A 20,878-nucleotide genomic window follows, 5' to 3' on the forward strand; every position below is an offset into this window, starting at 1 on the left:
AATAAGTAACAGCTTATTTCAGTTCTCTTTTTATAAGCACTTCTAAATAGCTAACCGTATTTAATAGATATTTACGGTCTTTGGTCAAAGTAGCCATTGCAATGGATCCTTGTATTATAGTGAACAATTGCTTTGAAAACTGTAATGGTGTAACCGGTAATTTGAATTCACCACCATTTATTCCATTTTCAAAAACCAAGGCAATTTTACCTTCAATTTCCTTAATGGTTTCTTTAGCGGCAGCGGCAAGTAATCTGTTGTTATGTTGAGCGTCTATACCAACATTTAAAATAGGACAACCTCCCATATTTAAAGTGAATACGTCATATTTTTTATAGAATTCTATTAAATTCTTGATCTTTCCCATAGCATTTCCATCAATTGACAGATGTTCATCTATAGCAGTGAGAAGTAGATTTCTATTAAATTCAAATGCAGCTAAGGCCAAAGCCTCTTTATTTTCAAAATTCCCATACAAAGCACCTTTAGTAAGATTGGTGGCCTCTGTTAAGTCGCTCATACTGGTACCTACGTAACCATGTTTGTTAAAAACAGGTGCGACAGTCTCAATAATATAAGCGGTAGTTCTTTCGGCTTTTGTGGACATATAAGACTGTTTTATGCGAATATAAAAAAATCTATACTGTATGGTATATAATGTGCATAAAAAAAAGCGTCCATATAAAAATATGAACGCCATTTATTCTCATTGTTTAAATTAAACGGTAATATCCTCTTGATTTCTAAATACTAAACTGTTATCAAAAGCATCTAACAACACAATACTGTCAGATTTGATTTCTCCACTTAAAAGAGATTTGGACATATTGTTAAGTACCTCTTTCTGAATGGTTCTTTTAACCGGTCTTGCACCAAATTGTGGGTCAAAACCTTTTTCTGCCAAGTAATCGATAGCTTCTTCTGTAGCGTCAAGAGTTATCTGCTGCTTATCAAGCATTTTCTTTAAATGCTCTAATTGAAGTCTAACAATTTCTTTAATGTTATCCTTGGTTAAAGGTGTGAACATTACAATGTCATCAATTCTGTTAATGAACTCGGGCCTAACCGTTTTCTTTAAAAGTCCAAGAACTTCAATTCTTGCGGTTTCAGATGCGCTATAAACATCATCAGTATTTTCAAAGGTTTCCTGTATAATATCGCTCCCCATGTTACTGGTCATGATAATAATAGTATTCTTGAAATCTGCAACACGACCTTTATTATCCGTTAACCTGCCTTCATCCAATACTTGCAATAGAATATTGAAAGTATCTGGGTGTGCTTTTTCAATTTCATCTAATAGAACAACGGAGTAAGGTCTTCTTCGCACGGCTTCCGTCAATTGTCCGCCTTCGTCATACCCCACATATCCAGGAGGTGCACCAACTAATCTACTAACTGAGTGTCTTTCTTGATATTCGCTCATATCAATTCTAGTCATGGCATTTTCATCATCAAATAAATATGAGGCAAGCGTTTTGGCAAGCTCGGTTTTACCGACGCCAGTAGTACCTAAGAAAAGGAATGATCCAATTGGTTTCTTTGCATCTTGTAAACCAGCTCTACTTCTTCTAATTGCATCGGATACGGCCTCAATGGCTTCTTCTTGTCCTACAACCCTTTTATGAAGTACACTTTCTAGCTTCAATAGTTTTTCACGCTCACTTTGCAGCATTTTGGTCACAGGTATACCTGTCCATTTAGCTACAACTTCGGCAATATCATCACTGGTGACTTCCTCTTTAATCAATGTTCCCGAGTGTTGTTGATTGCTAAGGTCGTCTTGTAATTGTGTAAGTTTCTCTTGCGCTTCCTTTATTTTACCGTATCTGATTTCCGCAACTTGACCATAATCACCATTACGTTCCGCACGTTCTGCTTCAGCTTTGAAATTTTCAATATCCTGTTTTGTCTGTTGTATATTGTCAACTACAGATTTTTCACTTTCCCATTGTGCAAAAATTTTATTTCGTTCTTCCTTAATGTTTGCAAGCTCTAGGTTTAAAACCTGTAGCTTTTGTTTATCATTTTCTCTTTTTATGGCTTCGATCTCAATTTCAATCTGCATGATCTTGCGATCAAGCACATCTAATTCCTCTGGTTTAGAATTGATTTCCATTCTTAATTTAGAGGCAGCTTCATCCATTAGGTCAATTGCTTTATCTGGCAAAAACCTATTGGTAATATAACGTTGAGAAAGCTCAACGGCAGAAATTACGGCCTCATCCTTAATACGTACCTTATGATGTGCTTCATATTTTTCTTTAATACCTCTAAGAATTGATATGGCACTCTCTGTATCTGGTTGATCTACCATGACTTTTTGAAATCTTCGTTCTAGGGCTTTATCCTTTTCAAAATACTTTTGGTATTCATCTAAAGTTGTTGCACCAATAGAGCGAAGCTCTCCTCTGGCAAGAGCAGGTTTAAGAATATTTGCCGCATCCATAGCTCCTTGGCCACCACCAGCTCCAATTAGTGTATGGATTTCATCAATGAAAAGGATGATATTGCCATCTGCACTAACAACTTCTTTAATAACGGCCTTAAGGCGCTCTTCAAACTCACCTTTATATTTTGCACCTGCAATTAAGGCACCCATGTCTAGAGAATAAATTACCTTATCTTTTAAGTTTTCTGGAATATCTCCTTGAATAATTCTATGGGCCAAACCTTCTACAATTGCTGTTTTACCTACACCTGGTTCACCCACCAAAATAGGGTTGTTTTTGGTGCGTCTAGATAGTATTTGTAGGATTCTGCGAATTTCTTCATCACGCCCGATCACCGGATCTAATTTACCGCTATCAGCTAACTCATTTAAGTTTTTGGCATATTTCTTTAAGGAGTTATAACTGTCTTCTGCGCTTTGGGAAGTAACCTTTTCACCATTTCGCAATTCATTAATTGCTGAAACCAAATGCTTTTCGGTGGCACCTTGATCTTTTAAAATCTGGGCTATTTTACTTTTGGATTTTAAAATAGCTAAAAAGAGATGTTCAATGGATACGTATTCATCATCCATATTTTTGGCAATAATACTGGCTTCATTTAAAGTTTTACCACCTTCTCTAGAAAATTGCAACTCACCACCTTGTACTTTAGGAAAACTGGATAGCTCTTTATCAAGAATTTGTTGAACCAAAGAAAAGTTGATGCCTAATTTTTTAATTAAAAAAGGCATTACATTTTCCTCTACGCCTAAAAGAGCTTTGAATAGATGTTCGTTTTCAATTTGCTGATGTCCGAAATTTTGGGCAATCAGCTGGGCTTGTTGAATAGCCTCTTGTGATTTTATTGTGAAATTATTTATGTTCATTATCTTTAATTTTAGTTTATTGTAATACTTTTGAACATGGTATTTCAACAATCTTACCATTTAAGATTGCAAGACAAAATGGCGTATTTTTGGCTTAAACAAACGACATTTAGTCAGTTTTACTGTAATTGGAAAACAATTTTAAATTAAGGATTTTATGGGATTATTTGGTGGATTATTTGGAGGTTCAAAGAGTGGGGAAGGTGATAATTCATCTAATATACCTTGGATATCTTTGACATCTATAGATCAGTTAAAGGATATTAAGGAAGCTTCAAATAGTAAGCCCCAACTCATATTTAAGCATTCTACCACGTGTGGAATAAGCAGAATGGTTTTAAATATGTTTAAAGGCAGTTATAGTTTGGAAGAAGGACAAATGGATTTGTATTTTCTGGATCTACTAGCTCACAGGGATGTCTCTAATGGTGTTGCGTCAGAATTTGGGGTAACCCATCAATCTCCACAACTTTTGATCATAAAAAATGGGGAAGTAGTGGTACATGATTCACATGGGTCAATTTCAGAAATAAATATACATCAATATGTATAAAAAAAGCCCCGTAATTACGGGGCTTTTTTTTAATTAAAGCGTTGATTATTAAGTATGTTTTTAAGATTGTTCTTTAAATCTTCACCGGCATCATAAACCATTTGTTCATTACTGGGAAATGGTACTCTGGCCAATTGTAATAAAGAAACCAAGTCATTATCTAAAGCCCTTTTATCCCCATCGTAATTGGCATAAACATGCTCAAATACAAATTGACTAGATAAAGGATATTGATTAATTTTTTGTTGTTTTTTTAAGTCGATAAAGCTTACGACACCTGTAACTTGTGCGCTTTTAAATTGCGTAAATTGGTAAAAATCACATCTAACAGTTTTAAACTTATCCACTTTAATACTATTGCCAAGACTGTCAGCAACAACATTGCCATTTTGATCTTCAACAAAAGTATAACCATCCTTAATTTGTTTTTCTTTACTTATTTGTTTTTCCCTGATCTGTTCAGGAGAAATATTTATATCTTGAAAAGACACCTCCATTTGGTAATCATACAACTGGTTTTGAATTCTGTTGGTATGATATTCTGTCCAGTTTGTATTTAATCCGTACGTATTTAAATTTAAAAGTTCATCTTCCAATCTTTTTGGAATTATCTGGTCTGTATTATTGGTCATGTTCACAATAACATAATCTAGCCCTTTTAGGTATGCTTCATCAATTTTAGAGACCACATCTTTATAGTTAGGGTTTATTTCATTTAAATAATTAAGGTCACTATAAGCATTTCTATAATCGGATTTATAATTAGCATTTGACAATAGGGTAGTTGCTTTGTTATATAGAAATTCAGATAAAGCTGTTTTTGAGGCTATGATATCGTCATCATAATTTTTAAAATTGAACTGAGCTTTTCTACCTTCATCTTGAATATGCAATGGTAGTAAAGGACGAATTCTCTCTTGTATAGATTTTAATCTATTGTATGAATTGAATATCTCCTCAAAGTTTGCGGCATTACCATCTTTTTTTAAGAACTTAATGTGCTGTAGTTCCCTTTCGGTATTCTTTTTAAACCCTTCTTCTAAAAGAACAATATATTGTTGATTGCTTTTTTTGGTCTTGTTTTCGACAATATTGATTACTGCTTTGTTAATGGCAGTCTCATAATTTCCCGAATTTAGAGCCTCCTGCGTTTTCTTTACGCCACTACAAGCCAGTAGTAGTCCAATAAAACTAAATAGTAGAAATTTTTTCATATCTAATATTTTTAAAATTTATAGATGTTATTCAACAGCCGTGCCATAATTCATTTTATAATTAACGTTTTAACACGCTTAATAGTATATTTTCGATAAACGACATATAGTTGTCCTTACATAAGCCTTTGGTAGAGGTGTAGTTATTAACTTATTTTAATAAATAAGTTATGTGATTGTGTCATTTTTTATATTTCTTTAAATGTGCTATTTGTATTTTTGCCACTTATTTAAAAGATATAGCACATGCAACGCGATACCACAATTTTTAATCTTATTGAAGAAGAGAAACAACGCCAAATCAACGGCATTGAGTTAATTGCCTCTGAAAATTTTACAAGTCCTCAAGTAATGGAGGCTCAAGGTTCTGTACTTACCAATAAATATGCCGAAGGATACCCTGGAAAGAGGTATTATGGTGGTTGTGAAGTAGTAGATAAAGTAGAGCAATTGGCAATAGATAGGGCAAAAGAGTTATTTGGTGCAGCATATGCGAATGTACAACCACACTCTGGGTCACAAGCAAATGCGGCTGTATATCATGCATGTTTAAAACCAGGAGATAAAATTTTAGGTTTTGATTTATCACATGGAGGTCATTTAACGCATGGTTCTCCCGTAAATTTTTCTGGAAGATTGTATACCCCTGTTTTTTATGGAGTAGATAAGGAAACCGGAAGGTTGGATTATGATAAAATTCAGGAAATAGCAACAAAAGAACAACCAAAGTTGATTATTGCAGGTGCATCTGCCTATTCAAGGGATATGGACTTTGAACGTTTTCGTAAAATTGCCGATAGTGTAAATGCTATTTTACTTGCAGATATTTCTCACCCTGCAGGTTTAATTGCGAAAGGGCTTTTAAGTGATCCAATTCCGCATTGTCACATTGTTACAACAACAACTCACAAAACGTTAAGAGGACCAAGGGGAGGTTTAATATTGATGGGCAAGGATTTTGAAAATCCGTTTGGTATAAAACTTAAGAATGGAAACTTAAGAAAAATGTCGGCATTATTGGATTTAGCGGTTTTTCCAGGAAATCAAGGAGGACCTTTAGAGCATGTTATTGCCGGTAAAGCAATTGCCTTTGGTGAGGCTTTGACAGATTCATATGCTACGTATATTTCTCAAGTAAAGAAAAATGCCGATGCCATGGCTAAGGCCTTTGTAAAACTAGATTACAATATTATTTCTGATGGTACCGATAACCATATGATGCTTATTGATTTAAGAAACAAAGATATTTCTGGTAAAGATGCGGAGAAAGCCCTAGTGTTGGCTGATATCACAGCAAATAAGAATATGGTGCCATTTGATGACAAATCTCCGTTTGTAACATCTGGTATTAGATTTGGGACAGCAGCAATTACTACTAGAGGTCTAGTGGAATCTGATATGGAAAAGGTTGTTGAATTTATTGATCAGGTAATTATGAATCCTGAGAATGAATCAATAATAAAAGAGGTTAGAGGTAAGGTCAACGAAATGATGAAAACAAGACCAATTTTTAATGCCTAAGTAAGTTTAGTAATGATTTGGGGTTTTTATTCAGATAAAAACTCCAAATCACCACTTACATATGTATTTTTATTTACATCATAGATAGAGGCCTCATCATCTTTATCTAGATATATGCCCCAAAATTCAGAGTACGATTTAGGAGCAATATTCATTTCATCTTCGTTATTGTCCGGGTTTTCAAGCGTGTCTTCAAAAATGGGGACAAAAATTTCATATGGTTTTTGCGTTAATCCTCTTGTTAGAAACACATAATTAAACGCAATCTGTTTTAATATGTCATTCAGCTGGGTGGGTATGCTTTTGTCATAAATACGTTTTATAACAACACTTGTATCATTTAAAAAGAATGTTAGTTCCTCAATATCAATATGGTACTTGTTTTTTAAGTCAAGGATTTCTAATTCTTGTTGTAGTGGAGATTTTTCTTTACCGTTATGCCCCCATCTATCCGTGTTAAAATGGGCTAGAAGTTCTAATAAATCCAAATTGCAGGAAATTTCCAAAACTAAGCTAATTGAGTTAAATGTAATATGCTTGTTATTTAGCTTAACACTAGAGAAATAATGGAAGTCTAACGATTTTAAAAACTCATCTATACCAATGATTTCCTTGGTATATTCGGATTTAGAATTATTAATAAAATTTTCGTAATTAAATGGCATACGAGTAGAAATTTATAGCATTCTTTATCATAAAGATACTTTTCTAACTTCAAAATCTGATATAGAAAAACCTTAGAATTTCAGAGGATATTATTATAAAATGAATTAAATTTTTATAAAACCCTGTAAATCAATAATTTAAAAAATATGCTAATTCTATAGAAATCCTCTTGTTTTAGCCTCGTTAATTAAGGCAAGGTCATTTCCGTTCTTAACGTCAAAAAGTGCTTTTAGTTGCCTTTTTCTAGCTTCAACAGTTGTATTTGCAGATCCAATTAAAGGGGCTATGTCTCTAGTGTGTATTCCTTGAGATAAATGATATAATATTTTCTGATCTTGCTCATCAATAACAATGTCTGTCGACATTCTTCGTCTAATTGCAGATAATGCACTAGCGGTATAGTAAGGTGAATCGTTTGCTATTGTTTCAACCATGGTTTTAAGAGACATTTCATCAATCTCGGATTTAACCATATAACCATCAGGATTAACCGTTTTAAAAATGTTATTAATTCTGTAGTTATCACTGTAAGATGACATGAAAACAACTTTTGATTTAGGGACTTCATTTCTTGCAACTATACCTAAATCTATACCAGTTCTTGGGTCTTTGGATTCTGGAGAGAACAACTGAATGTCCAATAAAATAATGTCATAAGGTACTGCTCTTTTTGACATTTCAATTTTGCTCTTTCCTTTTTCGAAGTTCGTTGCTATTTCAACTTTAACATTAAAGTTGTCAAATTCAGAATCTTCTAAGATATATTTATATCCAAGAGCAGTCATTTCATGATCATCTACCGCTAAAATTCGTACAGTGTTCATAAGTTGTGATTCTAATGTAATTTACTAAACGTTTTTAACTTAACTATTATTATCGACAAATTTATTACTTTCAATTTAGATTGGAATATTTAAAGAAATAGTAGTGCCTTTACCCTCAGTAGAGTCAATATGAAAGGTACCTTTAAGTTTGTCAATTCTAGAAGTAATGTTTCTAATTCCTATTCCCTTTCTGCCTTTATTAACGTTATAACCTATACCATTATCGCTCATAATTACATTGAACTGTTCATCATTTCTGTAAAAGGTAATTTCAAAAAATGAACATTTGGCATGTTTAATAGCATTTTGAAATGTTTCTTGTATTATTCGATATACATTAATTTTGATTTCACCGGCCAAGCTATCCCAATTTTCATCTTCATTAAAATGAAAAATAGTTTTAATCTCGGTATTACGGTTATTTGCAAGTAATGTTTCTACAGAATCTGTAAAGTTGCTTATTTTTTGGTATGCACTATGGCTTAATTCGTGTGATATGGACCTAATTTCATTTTCAATTTCTTGTAATGATCCCAGGGCTTTTGATTTTTCTTGAATAGCTTCATCCGTGGCACGTTTATTTAAACCTGTTAGTATCATTCTAGCACCCAACATTTTGCCTAAAACACCATCATGTAGTTCTTCTGAAATTCGTTTTTGCTCTAGCCTTTTTACTTCATCTACTTTTTGCTTTTGCATTAACATCAAATTAAAAATCTCTTGATTGTTGGCTTGCTGTTGCTGGTCAAACCTTAATTTTTGATTTTTTGCACGTTGATTGATAATGATGTAGACAGATAGCCCCAGTAAAAAGAAACCAGTAGCAATACCTATCCAAATTTGCTTTTGCTTGGACAGCACCTGTTTTTCACTTTCTAACTCAATATTTTCTGCAATAAATTCGTCAGTTTCAAAACGTATACGGGCAAATCTATTTTGTTGTTTGCGTTCTTCAGATAGTAGACTATCATTTAGTTTAGTAAATTTTTTGAAATAATCTGAAGCGTTATTTTTATCTAAAATGGCTAAGTACTGCCAAGTTTTTAAAAGACGTTCATTGGACTCTCCTTCTATAGCTAAGCTTTCTGCTACTTTTGCTTTATGGATAGCTGCGGTAGTGTCATGGGCAAAAGCTTCAAATTCTGCGTAATTATAATAACTGGTAGCAATACTTCCAAGATCATTTACCTCTTTTTTAATTTTTATGGCTTGATTAAATAAGTCACGAACATTAGAGGTATCCTTTTTGTAGAGTTTTGAAGTCGCTAAATTACTTAGGGCCAGCGCATATAAACTGGGCTTTTCTGTTAATACATTAATAGTTCTTAATACTATTTCAAAATTATCTATTGCTCTGTCATATTGTTTGTCATTTCTATAAGTTACACCAATATTGTTTATTACGGTAACCTCATCAATGTAACTGTCAGGAATTTTTTCTAGATAAAATAAGGCTTCGTTATAATAGGCTAAAGATTTTTCATATTCTTTTAAGTCGGTTAAAACTATGCCCAACATGTTGTAACTTCTATATAGGTACTCGTTATTTTTTAAGGGTTTAAAATTTTCTATTGCTTTTATGGTATTGGCTTCGCTGCCAATATAATCTTTGATTTTCATTTGGATACCTGCCATGTTTAAATACATGCGACCAACGTGCTCTCTAAAATTAATTTCATTATATAGATTAAGAGCTTCTGAGTAATAGAAAAATGCACTATCCCGTACTTTCTTATTTTCAAAAAAATAAGCTAAATCCCAGTATGCTGATGCTATTGCGGAAGTATCTTTGATTTTTTGATTAACTAAAATGGCCTCTTTATTTATTTGTCGGTATAATGAGCTGTCAGAAATAAACCGTTGATTGTAAGAGAGGTTAGAAAGGTGTAAGCTTTTTATAGAATCTGTAGGTGAATTTATTGCGAATTGATAAGCTTTATATTGAAGTTCCAATTTTCTCTTAGAGTCCGCCTCATAACTTTCAGCTGTCCAAATGGTAATACTATCATTTGATATAAGTTCTGATTGAATTTCTTTTCTAGACTCAGTTTTTGAGCAGCTTAAACATAGTAGAAAAAGTGCAATTATATAAATGTAAAATTTGTTCAAGTATAGATTTTATGGGTAAAAATAAAACCAAGGTAAAAAAAAAAGCCTTTAACGTATACGTTAAAGGCTTTTTTTTGTAATAATAATTTATACTTATGCTATCTTTTTTGGTGGAATTCTATCTCCTAAAGGTGCATCACAGTCATCACATTGAAATGTTTTAGAAACATCGTTCTTTGTCTCAATTTCATTTGATATATTTTGAGATGACATAGAAGCCATACCAACTGCCATTACTGCTACTGCTAAAATACTTGTTACTTTTTTCATACTGTGTGTTTTAAGGGGTTTTAGGTTTATTATACTACCAAAGTAATATGATAAAGCCGGTTACAATTGATAAAATCACAGCTATGAGTGGATGGTTAGGTTCTGTGAGTATATGACCTAATTTTGAGAGAATTTATTAATTTAAGGCAGAAAGTGTGTTTTTGTTAAGTATGCTTTTTAAATTGTCCATATTCTCACGGTAAGATTTAGAGAATGGGATATTTTCGTTTACCTTTTTTATGGCGCATATAGATTTACCAAAGTTTATACGAGAGACATAATTGGTGTTTACAATATAGCTTTGGTGAATACGCATAAAGTTCTTGGGCAAGGTATTCTCAAAAGTCTTTAACGTCTTATAGGCATTAATAATTGTGCCGTCTTTCATGAAAAACTCCGTTGTATTATTATCTGCCTTTAGATATAAAATATCATTGGTGTCCAAATATTGAAAATCGTTATATGATTTTAAGCATAGGGTAGCCGGTGCTTTTTCCTTTGGCATGCGCTTTTGAAGCTTCATCAATGATTTACGAATATCAAATTCATTGAATGGTTGCAACCAGTAATCAAAAAAACCGTTTTTGATTGCATCATATGCGTAATTCTTGGTTGTAGCAATACCGATCAAAATAGGAAGCTGATTCATATATTGATGAATCTCGGTAATCATTAAAAAAACAGAGGCATAGTCATTATTTAGGTTTATGAAAACAATATCCGGGGAATATTTAAGAATATCGTTTAAACCATCAGAAGGGTTGTTCGTGGTATTTATACACTCAAAATCGCCATACTCATCTAAGAAAGCATGTAGCTGTAAATTTGAAACAGCATCAGAGTCTATTATGGTGTAAGTATAATTCAAATGATATAGCGTGTACCACGAAATTAAACATAGGTTATAAAAGGTTGACCTAGAATGTCCTTATAAAAACAGAGGATATATTTATAAAATCAATGTTTATGGGGTTTGTGAGCGAAAAATCTTGCAGACAAATAAGAATTATAACTAAAATTCCTTTTCAATTGCTTGATAAGCACCTAAATCTGGAGAAGATATTCTTGAAACTCCTAAAATATCATAAGGTACAGCGTTTGCTGTATTTACATCCCCTTTGTTAAAGGCTTCACTTTCAAATCCTATTCTAAAATCGTTATCAATGGGTGAAAAATAATCTAGTTCTCCGGACATAATGATATTGCTAAAAAATGCCGTGTTATCGGGGTAATTTGAAGCATTACTTTCATTGATTTTGATAAAACAATTTTCAAAGGAATAATTAAATGTATGTTGTCCGTTAGGGCTCAATGAAATTTCAATTTGACTATTGCCATCAATAATTGAATTTTTGAATTCTGCTTTTTGCAAGTCGTATGCTAATTCAGGATTGGTTCTAGTATCGTTTCTAATTTCCAAAGCAGCATTGAACCTAAAACCTTTGTTCCAATAATTGGATATAGTTGAATGTGTAAAGTTATAATATCCACCATTTTCTATAAGTAAAGACGAATTGCCAGCACTGCCTATTACTAAATTTTCCCCTGTAATATTTGCATTTCTTGCCCAAAGGTTAGTGGTAGAACTGTTAAAAATTTTGGTATTTGTTATGGTTAGGGTAGATTCCGGATTGTTTTCCCTTCCTTCAACAAACAAACCAATTTGTGCATTCTTAATGGTTAAATAATTTATGGTATTGTTCTGACTTCCAGAGCTTATCCAGATGGCGCCCCATTGTCCTGTAACGTTATCAAAATCCGGTTCAAGCCTATCACCTTCAAATAGTACTTCTCCTTCTAAGAGTTTTTGGTTGTCGCTGAGTTCTCCATTTATTAAAATGGAACCGCCATTTTTTACCAAAATACCAGAATTCTGATGGAAGTGTATTCTAGATCCAGCCTCAATATTTAATTTTTTGTTCTCCTCAACTATAGCGTAGCCATAAACTACGTAGGGTTTATCGTTTTTAAAGGTTAAATAGTCGTCTGTTAGCACAAATCCTTCTAATTCTATAGGTTCCGTTGATTCGTCAACTTGAACATCTATTATTTCAGATTGACTCTTTAATTCGTCGTTTGGGTAAAGGAATATGGCATCTTTTGCTAAGGTTACTAATTGCACTGATTGTTGATACGGCCCACTATCGAACTGAATGGCGTCTGTATAAAGTAATTCGTTAGCTGTGGGTTCTACAATATCAATGGTTGTTTCAATTAGAATAAAAAGGCTGTCCTTTGCATAAATAGGTATATTATTAAATTCTTTACCGGCGACACCATCAACATTAAGTCTGTAGAAACTCGCAGTGCCATTTTCAAGAGCTATATTAGGTATTACCACATCGTCCTTCGTGTCATTAAAAACCTTTAGCGTGTACGTGCTACTACCAATATTTGAAAATACGGTATCTAGATAGACAGTATCCTTGGAAAAGGAAAGATGACCATTACTGGGGGCATATTCAAAATCTTTTCTACATGATGCGGACCATAAAATGGCAAATAGCAGCGGTAAGATGATAAATATTTTGGTACGCACGTGATTCTAATTTTACAACACCTAAGTTATATGAAAATTTCCTTTATATCGTCTGGAATTCTCATGGGTTTGTAAGATTTGCTTTCTAGAAGACACCACTCTGTGCTTGATTTTACAAGTAGCTTGTTGGTAACAGCGTGTTTCATTTCAACCACTCTAATTGATTTTGCACCTGAACTGGAGTCTATATAGGTAGTTATTTTAATTCGGTCGTTCAAAACCGCCGCACGTTTATATTCAATATGATGACTTAATACTACCCAGATAACTTCATCTTGCATTATGGGAGATGCTTTTGTTTGCCAATGTTCTTTAGAAATGTCTTGAATCCATTGAACGTATCTTACGTTATTAACATGGTTTAAATCATCTAAGTCATCTACAGAAACTGTAATTTCCTTTTGAAATGAATTCATTCTATTTTTTCTGTATTTGAACTTCAAACATTTTATCCCAAAATTTGCCGGTAACAAAAAATGTCTTTCGTTCTGGATGGTAGGCAATACCGTTGAGAACATAATTTACTTTGTCCCAATTATCTGTTTTGGTTATTTTATCACTTAAGCCGCTAAAATTAATAACCCCTTCAATTGCACCGGTTTTGCTGTCAATGATCATAACGCTGGGTTTTTGGTATACGTTGGCATATATCTTGCCATCTACATATTCCAGTTCATTGGCAGAATTAAAAATAGAGGAATTGGTCACTGTTTCTATATGACCTTCTTCTGTCATAGTGTTGGGGTTTATGAACCAAATTTTTTCCGTACCATCACTTTTAAAAATTTTTGTGCCATCATTGGTTAATCCCCAACCTTCTCGACTTTTTCCATATTGAAAATTATCAAGTTTTTTAAAAGTATTTAGGTCGTAAATAAAGCCCAAGCCACTTTGCCAAGTAAGTTGGTAGATTTTGTCATTGAGAATTGTAATGCCTTCACCAAAATACGCGGCGTCTAAATCTATTTGCTTGTATACTTTTCCTGTTTTAAAGTTTAATTTTCTTAAAAAAGATTGACCCTTTTTACCTGTTGATTCGTAAAGAGTGTCGTTGTAAAATTCTAAACCTTGGGTGTAGGCTTTGGTATCGTGGGGAAATTCATTTATAATGTTATACGTATATATCTCCGGAGCCTTTTCTGATAGTAATTTGAAATTCTTGTTTATTTCAACAGTTTCACCATCAAAAGTAATTTTAGCAGTTAAAACTTTATGTCCTAGTGTAGGCAGATCGAATTTAATTTTACCATTATTCACAGGTAAAGTAGTGTTGTCAATACTATATTCCACACTTTCTATCTGTTTTTCTTTCTTGTTGTTGATGGAAACACCTATTTCTTGATTTTGATTTATTTGTTTTAAATTATTCTCTAATTTAATTTCAAATAATGAAGAGGCTTTTTGGTTGCCACTACCGCAAGAAGTGAAAATGCTGGTAATAAGAATAATACAGATTATTTTTAAGATATTCATTAAGTAAATCGGTGTTTTAGAATTAGTGGTAATCCACTAAAAGCATGAGTGATTGTTAATAAAAGGCAATTTAATTCATAAAAATTAGAAACTAAAAGGATTGTCAAAGTTTTAAAAGATTGTATATTTGCACCCGGCAAGTCCTACACGACCAGCTCCTGTAGAATCCCCCAGGGTGGGAACGCAGCAAGGGTATACGGTCGTAGCGGTGCGATGTAGGTAGCTTGCCTTTTTTTGTACCCAAAAGTGAAAGAACTTAAACTTGGGTAATATATTCAAAATCAACTCTATATAAAATTTAGCATCACTTATTTTCTTTAAAATGAAAACAAAAGTAGTACTAATAACAGGTGGGTCTTCAGGAATTGGAAAAGCAATAGGCATACATTTAAAGAGTAAAGGGTACATCGTATATGGTACAACTCGTGATGTAAGTAGATATCCTTCATTTACGGATTTTCCTCTTTTGGAAATGAATGTCAGAAATGTAGAAACCATTAAACAATGTATCAATACACTTTTAGGGAAAGAAAATAAGATTGATGTATTGATCAATAATGCAGGTATAGGTATTACCGGTCCTATGGAAGAAACACCGCATGAAGAAGTACTTAATGCTTTTGCAACAAATTTTAATGGCCCATTGAACGTAATGAACAACATTTTGCCCATCATGCGCGGTCAAAAAAATGGTCTTATTATTAATATTACTTCAATTGCCGGTTATATGGGGCTGCCCTATAGAGGTATTTACTCGGCATCTAAAGGGGCTTTAGAAATTGTTACCGAAAGCTATAGAATGGAAACCAAGCAATTTGGGGTTAAGCTTACCACATTGGCTCCGGGAGATTTTGCAACAAATATTGCTTCTGGTAGGTACCATACTCCTGTGTATGATAATTCTCCGTATAAACGTGATTACAAGAATACTCTTGAGGCTATTGATGCTGATGTTGATAGTGGGGGAGATCCGGCAGATGTAGGTAGAAAAATTGCAAAAATTATTGAAACAAAAAATCCAAAACCTCACTATAAAGTTGGTTCCTTCATTCAAAAATTTTCGTTGACACTTAAAAATATATTACCAGGACTTTGGTTTGAGAAATTGTTGGAAAGCCATAGCTCTCATTAATTTTTGTAAATATTTGAAAAACCATCAACAATTACAGAGTTGTCCGTTATGATAGCTTTATTGATGGGATATAACACCAATTTTTCGGTAAGTTCCTTAAAATCGTTACTATGATATTGTAATGTTGGGTCTACACCAAGTGTGGTTAGTATGTTCTTCCACTGGTCATAGTCGGTTTTAATATTGATGCCAATAAGTTCGTGATCAGGCTTGTTTTCTTTCAGTACAGCAATTCTCTTGAAGATATCTAAATACTGTTTTCTATTGGTGCCAGACCAAAAATAGAATAATACCTTTTTGTTTGCGGCAATCTCCGTTAGCGTTTTTGATTCGTTTTCAAAAGTAAGAACAGAAAGATTGGGAATCATTTTGGTGGGTTGAAGATTTGCAATTCCCTGATAAAGATTCTCAATTTCCGCTAAGTGCATATTGTTCTTTGAGACCTTCTTAAATTCTTTGATGAAAATTTCTGTGTTTTCCGGAGCATCTTTTTTCTTTAATAGGTAGTCAAATGCAACATTTCTAAATAAGTTGTCCCTTAATTCCTTTTCAACTACAAGGCTATCTATTAAATGGAGCTTGTGTTTTTTGTAATGTAATTGTTTGCTTACGTTTTCATGAATATCGCCACAGTTATCCATACAGGTCATGTAAGATAAATTTCCTAAATGAGCTTTCATGAAGTCATAATAGGGTCTTAGGTAAGTTAGCGTATGGTCATCGTAATTTATGTCGCTTCTATAGGCATAGAAGTTTTTTGGTAAATCATGAAAATTTTCCTCTGCTGTTTTTCTTTTATGTCTAAAAGGATATATTTCTTTATATCTGTTGTAGGTATAGTCAATGCTCCCCGTTAGTAATTTAATAGCTTGATTGGAAATTAAATTTTCAGCATTCAGTTCATTTAGTTTATTGACTTTTTGTTGCTTTAGAGATTTGATTTTCTCTAAAAATTCCAAGGGTTCCAATTCGTAGTATTCAGAATACATGTCAGAATCTTCTACTTCTGTTGCCAAGAAAAGATCTAAGAGAAAATTATTTGTTTCTTCATTACTGCCAGAAAAAACTAAAGATTCATCAAAATATATTGTATTGAGCCTAACCATAAGGCTATCACCTTTTTCTAAATACACATATTGGTGTTCTGGAGCTATATTAAAATGGTAAAGACCATTTTCAATTGAAGATAATTTAAACTTGAACCTGTTATTTTCATCAAGTTTTGCTGAATCTATTTTTGATCCACCTTTAAGTAAAATTACTTGATCACTTGTTGGGTTTACAATTTCACCAGCAAAAAGTACGGTGTCAGAATCTTTTTTTGTGGAGGAACAACCCACTAATAAGGCTACGCAAGTAGAGAGTAAAATTCTTATCATATAGTATATGGGACTGGTGATAGTCAAAAATAATAAACAAGATCACCAGATGTTGTTAATAGCTAGTTAAATGTTATGAAGTGCTAACTTAAGCATCTTTTAGAGAATTAGATCAAAATCTAAGCCGTGTAAGCCTATAAATTCTGTATTTTTGCACGGATTTTTAAAATTTAGTTTCTATGTTATCTGTTTCTAATCTTTCTGTACAATTTGGGAAAAGAGTTTTATTCGATGAAGTAAACGTTGCCTTTACGCAAGGTAATTGTTATGGTATTATTGGTGCTAACGGAGCTGGTAAGTCTACTTTTTTAAAGATATTGGCAGGACAGATCGATCCAACTTCTGGTCATGTACATTTGGAGCCTGGTAAAAGAATGTCCATACTGGAGCAAAATCACAACTCTGCAGATGAATATACGGTTTTAGAAGCTGTGGTTATGGGTAATAAACCACTGTATGAAATCAAAAAAGAAATAGACGCTCTTTATGCTGATTATGATGATAAGAATGCAGATAGAATAGGGGAGTTACAAGTGAAATTTGAGGAAATGAACGGTTGGAATGCAGATAGTAATGCGGCCGCCCTACTTTCTAACCTTGGTATTAATGCCGATATGCATTATACCCTAATGTCAGAGTTAGATTCTAAACTAAAAGTACGAGTGTTGCTGGCACAGGCGTTATTTGGTAATCCAGATGTATTGATTATGGATGAGCCTACCAACGACTTGGATTATGAAACAATTAGTTGGTTAGAGAATTTCTTGGCAGATTATGAGAATACGGTAATAGTAGTGAGTCATGACCGTCACTTTTTAGATACGGTATGTACAGACATAGGAGATATAGATTTTGGTAAACTAAACCTATACTCAGGTAATTATACTTTTTGGTACGAAAGTAGTCAGTTAGCTGCTCGCCAACGTGCACAACAAAATAAGAAGGCCGAAGAAAAAGCAAAAGAATTACAGGAGTTTATTTCTCGATTTAGTGCAAACGTTGCAAAAAGTAAACAAGCAACTTCACGTAAAAAAATGCTTTCCAAGTTAAAGGTTGATGATATTAAACCGTCTAGCCGTAGATATCCGGCAATTATATTTGATAGGGAAAGAGAAGCAGGCGATCAAATTTTGAACGTTGAAGGTCTTTCCGCTTCTACGGAAGAAGGAGAGGTGTTGTTCAATAATATTAATATAAACCTGGCTAAGGGAGATAAAGTTGCTATTATATCTAGGGATTCTAGAGCAACATCTGCATTCTATGAAATTATAAACGGAAATAAAAAGGCTGATAAAGGATCTTACCAGTGGGGTGTTACTACCACTCAATCATACTTGCCAGCAGATAATTCTGATTTCTTTACAGATAACATTAACCTTGTAGACTGGTTGCGCCAGTATGCCAAAACCGAGGAGGAAAGAGAAGAGGTTTATATTAGAGGTTTTTTAGGTAAAATGTTGTTTAGTGGAGAAGAGGCACTTAAAAAATGTACGGTACTTTCAGGAGGTGAAAAAGTTCGTTGTATGTTAAGTAGAATGATGTTAATGCGTGCTAATGTATTAATGTTGGATGAGCCAACAAACCACTTGGATCTTGAAAGTATTACAGCTTTTAACAACTCTTTGAAGAACTTTAAAGGAACGGTGCTTTTTACAACACATGATCACGAATTTGCTCAAACTGTAGCAAATAGAATTATAGAATTGACTCCAAAGGGCAACATTGATAGATATTCTACGTTTGATGAATATATGTCTGACAAGGCATTAAAAGACCAGCGTAATAAAATGTACGCTGTTTAAGCATAGAATAATAGATTAACCCAAATCAATGTTTTATGAAAACCTACAATTTTGTGGCCTGCTTTGTGCTGGCCTTAAGTTTCGTTGCCTGCGATAAATCTACCAATGAGCAACAAGAAGAAACATCAACTAATATAGCTGTAGACTATACGGTCTTTTTAAAAACGAACGATAACGTGAATGCCGTTATTGTGCGCGATAATGAGGGTAATTTGGCTACGGAAAGTGAAGTGGTTTCTTTAGGAAATATACCTACAAGTGCTATAAAAATAAAATCTGTAAATGGCTTAGGGTATTTTTATACAGCCAATTGCGAAGCTGCTTTGCAATGGTATAATTCAGAAAATCAGACTTCTGGTTCAGTTCAGCTATTCAATGATTTAAATGCCTGTGATGTTAGCGTAGCTTCTGTAACTTATAATGAAGATAATGTGTTTGCCGCGTATGAAGTAGATTTGGTGGGTAAGGACAAACATTATGTAGTAAGGGTAAGTTCTTTGGACAATCCTTCAGCTTACTCAGAGATTACCATTGATAATAAACCTGTAGATATTGTGGAATCCTCGGGCAAACTTTTTGTTTTAACTTTAAATGAATTTGTGTCCAATGAATATCATTTATCGGTAATAGACTTAAACACCCTAGATGTAATGGTCAATGTAGATTTGGGTTATGACGCGTTAAGGTTGTTTAAGAATGATTCTGGTGAAATAATAGTGAGTTATCCTGAATTGCATACGACAATTGATCCAATGACTTTAGATAAGGTCTATACTACTTATGGGGAAGATACAGCACCGGGATTTATTTCTACTCAGGATTATCATATTGGTAATGATGGCAAATTTTATTTTCAAAAATACATGCCAGATGCAGCTATTAAAGAAGTGCCAGCTACCTATGATTTTAATAGGAACGGAACTGTAGTTTATTTGTTTGAGAACTTTTTATCGGATTCTGAATTAAATGTAAAATATAATATAGCTGGTACTACGGCTATTGCATATGATGATAAGAACAATTACATACTAATTGGTTATCAAAAAAGGGGAGCGAACAATGAAGGAGGTATACTAAGAATAACACCTTCGCCCGATTTTAAATTGATAGATAATTTAGACGTTTCCGGTATACCCCAAACCATATTTATCAATTAAAATTTAACTGGTTTAACTGTTATAATATTTGCTGTTCCATATAGCAGGGCTAAAGTTTTTTCCTAATGCAAAGCCATAAAAAATAACTACAGAAGCTATACATTTAAACATGAAGAAATATAGAATCCAAAATTGGGCATTTGTACTTGATTTGGAAAATAGACCGTTTGGAATCATTAAAGTAACTAGGAAACTAATTAGTAATACTAGTATGATAAGGTTCGCCATGTTTTTAAAAGGCCACATTAATAATTTTCTAAAAGGATGAAGGTCATTGCCCCATTGGTGTATTAAATAGTAATAGCCATTTCCAATAGGGGCAAACAATAGTGGATCATCTTTATCCTCTAACTTAAACAGCTTAGATGGAGCAATAATTTTAAAACCCTTAATTTCAGTATTGTGTTCTTTTTCAAGGGCTTTAATTTTTGAAAGCCCTTCAGCTGGTATAGTGCCTTTAAAATACTTAGTATCAAGAAAACGTAATCGATAATCTATACATATCTGTTTAATTTCTTTGGTGTGATAAATCTTGTCACTGTTCAATAAATCAATATTGAATTTATTGTTCGCAACGCCATTACCAATAATTACATTGTTCTCTATTCTATCTAATTCATTATCAAGATTGGATAATATGGAATACACTTGTTTAAGGTCTATGTCTTCAGCTAAAATTCGTTTCTTTTTAATAGAAGATAGCTTCTGTTCAATATTTGTTTTAGGCAGTAACATATGTTCTTTTTTAAGCAATACACTCAAAGTTAAGTAATTAGTGTTTTCATGTAAATTCTGTTCAACTTAATTAAAAGTTAATAAAATGTTAAAATTTGTTTTTTCGATAATTTGAACTAGGTGCAAATGGGTTCAAATTGTATATTGACGATGAAATTGACCCGTTCGTCGATTTTTAGAACATT

18 protein-coding genes and 1 other RNA gene are annotated in these 20,878 nt (G+C 33.2%); 6 read left to right on the forward strand and 13 right to left on the reverse strand.

Translation table 11 applies throughout. The features are described 5' to 3' along the window. Positions 1–13 precede the first annotated feature (13 nt). Both VBZ51_RS10390 and clpB read right to left on the reverse strand, forming a co-directional pair. Positions 14–607, reverse strand: coding sequence for a TetR/AcrR family transcriptional regulator (locus VBZ51_RS10390; RefSeq protein WP_058102943.1), 594 nt, complete (start codon positions 605–607; stop codon positions 14–16). Between the two features lie 111 nt (positions 608–718). Next, positions 719–3,319 (reverse strand): ATP-dependent chaperone ClpB, encoded by a 2,601-nt coding sequence (clpB, locus tag VBZ51_RS10395; protein WP_416576873.1) that lies wholly within the window; start codon positions 3,317–3,319, stop codon positions 719–721. Between the two features lie 157 nt (positions 3,320–3,476). Here clpB and ytxJ point away from each other — a divergent pair, with 157 nt between their 5' ends. Next, on the forward strand, positions 3,477–3,872 hold the full coding sequence (gene ytxJ / locus VBZ51_RS10400) for a bacillithiol system redox-active protein YtxJ (protein WP_071342399.1): 396 nt from the start codon (positions 3,477–3,479) through the stop codon (positions 3,870–3,872). 29 nt (positions 3,873–3,901) lie between these two features. On the opposite strand, the gene VBZ51_RS10405 is transcribed toward ytxJ, so the two are convergent. Continuing rightward, on the reverse strand, positions 3,902–5,086 hold the full coding sequence (locus VBZ51_RS10405) for a hypothetical protein (protein WP_416576874.1): 1,185 nt from the start codon (positions 5,084–5,086) through the stop codon (positions 3,902–3,904). Positions 5,087–5,332: 246 nt separating this feature from the next. On the opposite strand from VBZ51_RS10405, the gene glyA reads away from it, so the two are divergent. Further along, positions 5,333–6,607, forward strand: a complete 1,275-nt coding sequence (glyA, locus tag VBZ51_RS10410) for a serine hydroxymethyltransferase (RefSeq protein ID WP_058102940.1) — start codon at positions 5,333–5,335, stop codon at positions 6,605–6,607. 26 nt (positions 6,608–6,633) lie between these two features. Here glyA and VBZ51_RS10415 read toward each other — a convergent pair whose 3' ends face one another. From VBZ51_RS10415 to VBZ51_RS10450, 8 genes are all read right to left on the reverse strand, one after another. Next, positions 6,634–7,272 carry a hypothetical protein gene (locus VBZ51_RS10415; RefSeq protein ID WP_058102939.1) on the reverse strand — a complete coding sequence of 213 codons (639 nt, stop codon included), beginning with the start codon at positions 7,270–7,272 and terminating at the stop codon, positions 6,634–6,636. A 156-nt stretch (positions 7,273–7,428) separates the two neighbouring features. Next, positions 7,429–8,097 (reverse strand): response regulator transcription factor, encoded by a 669-nt coding sequence (locus VBZ51_RS10420; RefSeq protein ID WP_058102938.1) that lies wholly within the window; start codon positions 8,095–8,097, stop codon positions 7,429–7,431. Between the two features lie 75 nt (positions 8,098–8,172). Continuing rightward, the gene (locus tag VBZ51_RS10425) at positions 8,173–10,206 is read right to left on the reverse strand and encodes a tetratricopeptide repeat-containing sensor histidine kinase (protein ID WP_416576875.1); all 2,034 of its coding nucleotides are present in this window, start codon (positions 10,204–10,206) and stop codon (positions 8,173–8,175) included. Positions 10,207–10,299: 93 nt separating this feature from the next. Further along, positions 10,300–10,476: a hypothetical protein gene (locus VBZ51_RS10430; RefSeq protein WP_416576876.1), complete on the reverse strand. Its 177-nt coding sequence runs from the start codon at positions 10,474–10,476 to the stop codon at positions 10,300–10,302. 136 nt (positions 10,477–10,612) lie between these two features. Continuing rightward, the gene (locus VBZ51_RS10435) at positions 10,613–11,344 is read right to left on the reverse strand and encodes a LytR/AlgR family response regulator transcription factor (RefSeq protein ID WP_058102936.1); all 732 of its coding nucleotides are present in this window, start codon (positions 11,342–11,344) and stop codon (positions 10,613–10,615) included. A 144-nt stretch (positions 11,345–11,488) separates the two neighbouring features. Further along, positions 11,489–13,015, reverse strand: coding sequence for a hypothetical protein (locus tag VBZ51_RS10440; protein WP_416576877.1), 1,527 nt, complete (start codon positions 13,013–13,015; stop codon positions 11,489–11,491). Between the two features lie 26 nt (positions 13,016–13,041). After that, the gene (locus VBZ51_RS10445; protein ID WP_074674139.1) at positions 13,042–13,431 is read right to left on the reverse strand and encodes an acyl-CoA thioesterase; all 390 of its coding nucleotides are present in this window, start codon (positions 13,429–13,431) and stop codon (positions 13,042–13,044) included. 1 nt (position 13,432) lies between these two features. Continuing rightward, the gene (locus VBZ51_RS10450; protein ID WP_416576878.1) at positions 13,433–14,488 is read right to left on the reverse strand and encodes a glutaminyl-peptide cyclotransferase; all 1,056 of its coding nucleotides are present in this window, start codon (positions 14,486–14,488) and stop codon (positions 13,433–13,435) included. A gap of 134 nt (positions 14,489–14,622) precedes the next feature. Between VBZ51_RS10450 and ffs the strand changes: the two genes are divergently transcribed. Together ffs and VBZ51_RS10460 are read left to right on the forward strand one after the other, a co-directional pair. Further along, positions 14,623–14,721: signal recognition particle sRNA small type (gene ffs / locus VBZ51_RS10455), an RNA gene on the forward strand. A gap of 89 nt (positions 14,722–14,810) precedes the next feature. After that, positions 14,811–15,620: an SDR family oxidoreductase gene (locus tag VBZ51_RS10460; RefSeq protein ID WP_416576879.1), complete on the forward strand. Its 810-nt coding sequence runs from the start codon at positions 14,811–14,813 to the stop codon at positions 15,618–15,620. On the opposite strand, the gene VBZ51_RS10465 is transcribed toward VBZ51_RS10460, so the two are convergent. Beyond that, positions 15,617–16,999 carry a transaldolase gene (locus tag VBZ51_RS10465; protein ID WP_348359435.1) on the reverse strand — a complete coding sequence of 461 codons (1,383 nt, stop codon included), beginning with the start codon at positions 16,997–16,999 and terminating at the stop codon, positions 15,617–15,619. The genes VBZ51_RS10460 and VBZ51_RS10465 overlap by 4 nt on opposite strands. A 179-nt stretch (positions 17,000–17,178) precedes the next feature. Here VBZ51_RS10465 and VBZ51_RS10470 point away from each other — a divergent pair, with 179 nt between their 5' ends. Together VBZ51_RS10470 and VBZ51_RS10475 are read left to right on the forward strand one after the other, a co-directional pair. Continuing rightward, positions 17,179–18,801: an ABC-F family ATP-binding cassette domain-containing protein gene (locus VBZ51_RS10470; RefSeq protein WP_058102930.1), complete on the forward strand. Its 1,623-nt coding sequence runs from the start codon at positions 17,179–17,181 to the stop codon at positions 18,799–18,801. A 35-nt stretch (positions 18,802–18,836) separates the two neighbouring features. After that, positions 18,837–19,958, forward strand: coding sequence for a hypothetical protein (locus VBZ51_RS10475; protein WP_416576880.1), 1,122 nt, complete (start codon positions 18,837–18,839; stop codon positions 19,956–19,958). Positions 19,959–19,970: 12 nt separating this feature from the next. Here VBZ51_RS10475 and VBZ51_RS10480 read toward each other — a convergent pair whose 3' ends face one another. Beyond that, entirely contained in the window at positions 19,971–20,693 is a 723-nt protein-coding gene (locus VBZ51_RS10480) for a hypothetical protein (protein WP_416576881.1), read from the reverse strand. Between the last annotated feature and the right edge of the window lie 185 nt (positions 20,694–20,878).

Source organism: Maribacter sp. HS (assembly GCF_048059195.1).
Taxonomy (GTDB): Bacteria; Bacteroidota; Bacteroidia; order Flavobacteriales; family Flavobacteriaceae; genus Maribacter; species Maribacter dokdonensis.